Here is a 3,677-nt window from a genome sequence, read left to right as displayed (position 1 = left end):
AAGATGGCTAAGAATACCCCTACGAGCAAGAGTGTTACGGTTACCGCACTTACTGACGCGAAAGTCATCCATCCGTTTCGGACAAGACTTTTTCCTGACTCTTTGAAGTGGCGTTTAAGGGTTCTAATCTTCATAGCCGTAGTCCCCCTTTGCCTCATCGCGAACGATTCTTCCGCCTTCGATGGCAATTACGCGATGCTTGATTGTATTAACGATCTCTTTGTTGTGTGTCGCCATCACGACTGTAGTGCCGCGTTCGTTGATTTCTTTGAAAATATCCATGATCTCCCACGCTGTTTCCGGGTCAAGGTTACCTGTCGGCTCATCCGCAATAATTACCGGCGGCCGGTTCACGATTGACCTGGCGATGGATACACGCTGCTGCTCTCCACCCGACAGCTCGTCTGGGAACATGCGAGCCTTGCTTTTCAGCTTAACAAGATCCAGTACCTCCATCACCCTTTGTCGGATGACTTTCGGAGATTCTTCAATAACTTCAAGCGCGAATGCGACGTTTTCATAAACCGTCAGTTTCGGCAAAAGCTTGAAATCCTGGAACACGACGCCGATTTTGCGGCGTACTTTTGGAATCTGGCGTTCTTTTACTTTTGCAAGGTTCGTACCATTAATCATGATAGCGCCCTTTGTCGGCCTTTCCTCGCGGTACATGCATTTAATGAAAGTAGACTTTCCTGCTCCGCTCGGCCCTACTACATAAACAAAATCACCTTTTTCAATAAAAACATCTATTCCGTTCAATGCCATAACACCGTTCGGATAGGTCTTCCATACGTCAATCATTTCGATCAAACGTCTCACATCCTAACTGCTAGCTATTTCCCTATCTCCCCTGATAAGGGATGAGATTTCATCAATAATTCTATACTGGAAAACCGCGAAACAAGACAGCGGTTTTGCAAGAATTGTCATTTTTTCCGTAATTCCTATTATAACATCGGAATACGTGTTTTTTATTACAGTTTTGTTTCATCTTCCGTCAGCAAGTGACAATAGGCGCATATTATAGGAATTCTTTTAACTAAACATTACGACACAATTCGAGTAAATCCTTTATACATCGGGGTAAACGACGCTAAAAGTTTTCGACAATCTCCTCCAAAACGGGGGGTTATGATTGTAAAATAGTAAAAAAGTCACCAAAAGCGTCCCGAAAGCCTATGGCTGAGCAATCTTAAGATAATCACATTAAGGGGTATATGATATTTTTGCAAGAGAAAAGGTGCTGACGATGTGTTTGAACTGCAGTTATAAAGGGTATTAGCTCTCACCTATTAGCCCGCACAGCATTGTTGCTACTAATGAAGACGATGATACCGCTTTAGAAACAGTCTTTTAAAAATGAGCATTTAAAACAAGAAAAAGAAAAAACCTCAAACAGTCGTATACATGACTTTTTGAGGCCGTTTTATGATTATTGGCGTTTAAACCCTTCTCCGAGCACCTCGTGAGCGTTCACGACGATGATAAAGGCGGATGGATCAATATCACGCACATATTGTTTAAGTTTGGTTACTTCATGCTGTGCCACAACGCACATGAGCATCGGACGTTCGTCCTCTGTATACCCGCCGAACGCGCTTATTTTTGTTACACCGCGGTATATATCAGTGAGAATGCCCTTCCTAAGCTCATCCTCGTGATCTGAGATAATAAGAGCCATTTTAGATGTTCCAAGGCCCATCTGAACGACGTCAATCGTTTTTGCTGTTAAAAACATAGCGATAAGTGCGTAAAGCGCCTGTTCAATGCCAAATATGACGGCAGATGACAGCACAATAGTACCATCAATTAACAAAATGATTGTTCCGAGTGAAATGCCGATGTACTTATGAATAATCTGTGCCAGCAGATCGACACCGCCTGTTGAAGCTTTCCCGCGAAAAACAATCCCGAGACCCGCTCCGATCCCAAGGCCGCCAAATAATGCTCCTAGCAGAGGATCCTTAGTAGCTGCTCCCCAGTCTTCGAACACGTACACAAATAACGGAAGAACGATCGTGCCTACGAGCGTTTTGAGGCCGAACCTCCTGCCAAGAAACACAAGCCCTGCGATAAACAGCGGAATGTTGAACGCCCATTGTACATACGAAGGTTTCCATTTAAACAGACCATACAATATAGTACTGATACCGCTGACACCGCCAGACGCGATGGCGTTAGGAAGCAAAAAAACTGAAAATGCCAATGCCACAAAGGCTGATCCAATCACTACATATATATATTCAAGCACTGTCTCCGCCCATGGCGGGAGAATTGCTTTTCTTCTTCTGATAGCCATCATCATGCTTTTCTTCACTGCCTGTCTATGTTATTTATGAGGTGTGGCTTTAGTTGGTTTAGTCCGGGGGTACGGTACTCATTCTCTGCACCCTTGATAAATCAGGGTTTTAGCAGAATGGGTACCGTACCCCCTACATCGAAATGCTCTGCCTCATTACTTTCCCTGAAGAATTATATCAGCCTGTTATTTTAGTGTAAACGAAACCAGACTGCCGCGCTAAAGGATTACACAATTAAAAGATCTTCTATTTAAAGTATCTCTATACGTGCTTTTAATACGGGGCTTCTTTACTAGCAGCAAGTTTGTCGAACCCTTTTTTCCCTATTCACCAATATTCGTGATAAAATGATATCTAACGCAAAATTCATCAGGAATTTGCACTCACGGCTGATTATTGCATGCACATGCAGGTTGTCATCAGAATCATCTATAACGGATTGGGAGGATGATCTTTTTGAAAAAGAAGCAAGACATGAACCCTCTGCTTTTGGATAAACTTGATGAAACACTGGCTAGGCTCGACAGATTTCAAGCTAAGCTAGATATTGTTGAACGCAATTTCGATATTATGGAAAATGAAATGGGACGCTATCATTCTGCAGTCGTTGTGAAGTTTGAAGAAATGCAGGAACGGATTAAGTTTCTCGAAGCCCAAATTGAATATCTTTTAGATAACAAGACGGTTGACGAGCATCCTATCACCCTTCAGTAAACATTGTGGTAACGAAACCTCGGAAACATTTAAGCCTGGCTGAATAGCCAGGCTTTTTGTTTGTCTTAACTCCTTTCTTAATGTCCATGTCAGATAGACAGTAACGGAGAAATGTCTTTTTAGAGTACCGTACCCCACCGAATTTCACCTTTTTTGAATTTTTATTCACATAATGTATAATCATGTAATTGTTTCCATGTGTGTTTTTTCAGACTATTGAAAACGGTTCATTGTTATAATTTCTTTAAACATCTGTTTGTAAAAGGGGTATTTTAAACGTGGCATCTATTCTTATCATTCATCAAAACGCCTTCTTAAGAGAAGGGATAAAACAATTCATTGAAAAAGAACATCCTCGATTTAACGTGACAACTAGCGGCGTTTTAGCTGATCATAGCCTGGATGGTTTAACAGAAGAGGATTTGGTGATGATTGACGGCTCATCTGCTCAGCCGGAGGTACGGGTAATAATTGAACGTCTTCTAAAAAGTAATATCCGTACAGCAGTCTGGCTTCCATCTGAAAACGAAGAATTCTGCCGGATCATGCTTGAGAAGAAGTGCAGCGGCTATCTTTCTGCTGATACAGACTATGATGACCTTAAATATGCCTTTTCAGTTCTATTAAAGAATAAGACATATGTTCATCATGATTTAATCCCCT

General features: G+C 41.9%; 4 protein-coding genes and 1 pseudogene. 2 read left to right on the top strand and 3 right to left on the bottom strand.

What is annotated here, in order from left to right; genetic code table 11:
• The 3 genes and pseudogenes from CGZ90_RS20385 to CGZ90_RS17945 form a co-directional block, all read right to left on the bottom strand.
• Window positions 1–134: pseudogene (locus tag CGZ90_RS20385) on the bottom strand (permease-like cell division protein FtsX); the annotation flags it as partial.
• Window positions 124–810 (bottom strand): cell division ATP-binding protein FtsE, encoded by a 687-nt coding sequence (gene ftsE / locus CGZ90_RS17950; protein WP_094253914.1) that lies wholly within the window; start codon window positions 808–810, stop codon window positions 124–126. The gene ftsE and the pseudogene CGZ90_RS20385, both read right to left, overlap by 11 nt.
• A gap of 622 nt (window positions 811–1,432) precedes the next feature.
• Window positions 1,433–2,305, bottom strand: a complete 873-nt coding sequence (locus tag CGZ90_RS17945; protein ID WP_205727421.1) for a YitT family protein — start codon at window positions 2,303–2,305, stop codon at window positions 1,433–1,435.
• Window positions 2,306–2,756: 451 nt separating this feature from the next.
• Between CGZ90_RS17945 and CGZ90_RS17940 the strand changes: the two genes are divergently transcribed.
• A complete protein-coding gene (locus CGZ90_RS17940) occupies window positions 2,757–3,014 on the top strand; it encodes a hypothetical protein (protein ID WP_094253913.1) in 258 nt (85 codons plus the stop codon).
• Between the two features lie 278 nt (window positions 3,015–3,292).
• On the top strand, window positions 3,293–3,677 hold a 385-nt coding region (locus CGZ90_RS17935), incomplete at its 3' end, for a hypothetical protein (RefSeq protein ID WP_133063613.1).

Source organism: Fictibacillus aquaticus (assembly GCF_002245695.1).
Lineage (GTDB): Bacteria > Bacillota > Bacilli > Bacillales > Fictibacillaceae > Fictibacillus > Fictibacillus aquaticus.
This window is presented reverse-complemented; position numbering and strand designations above follow the sequence as displayed.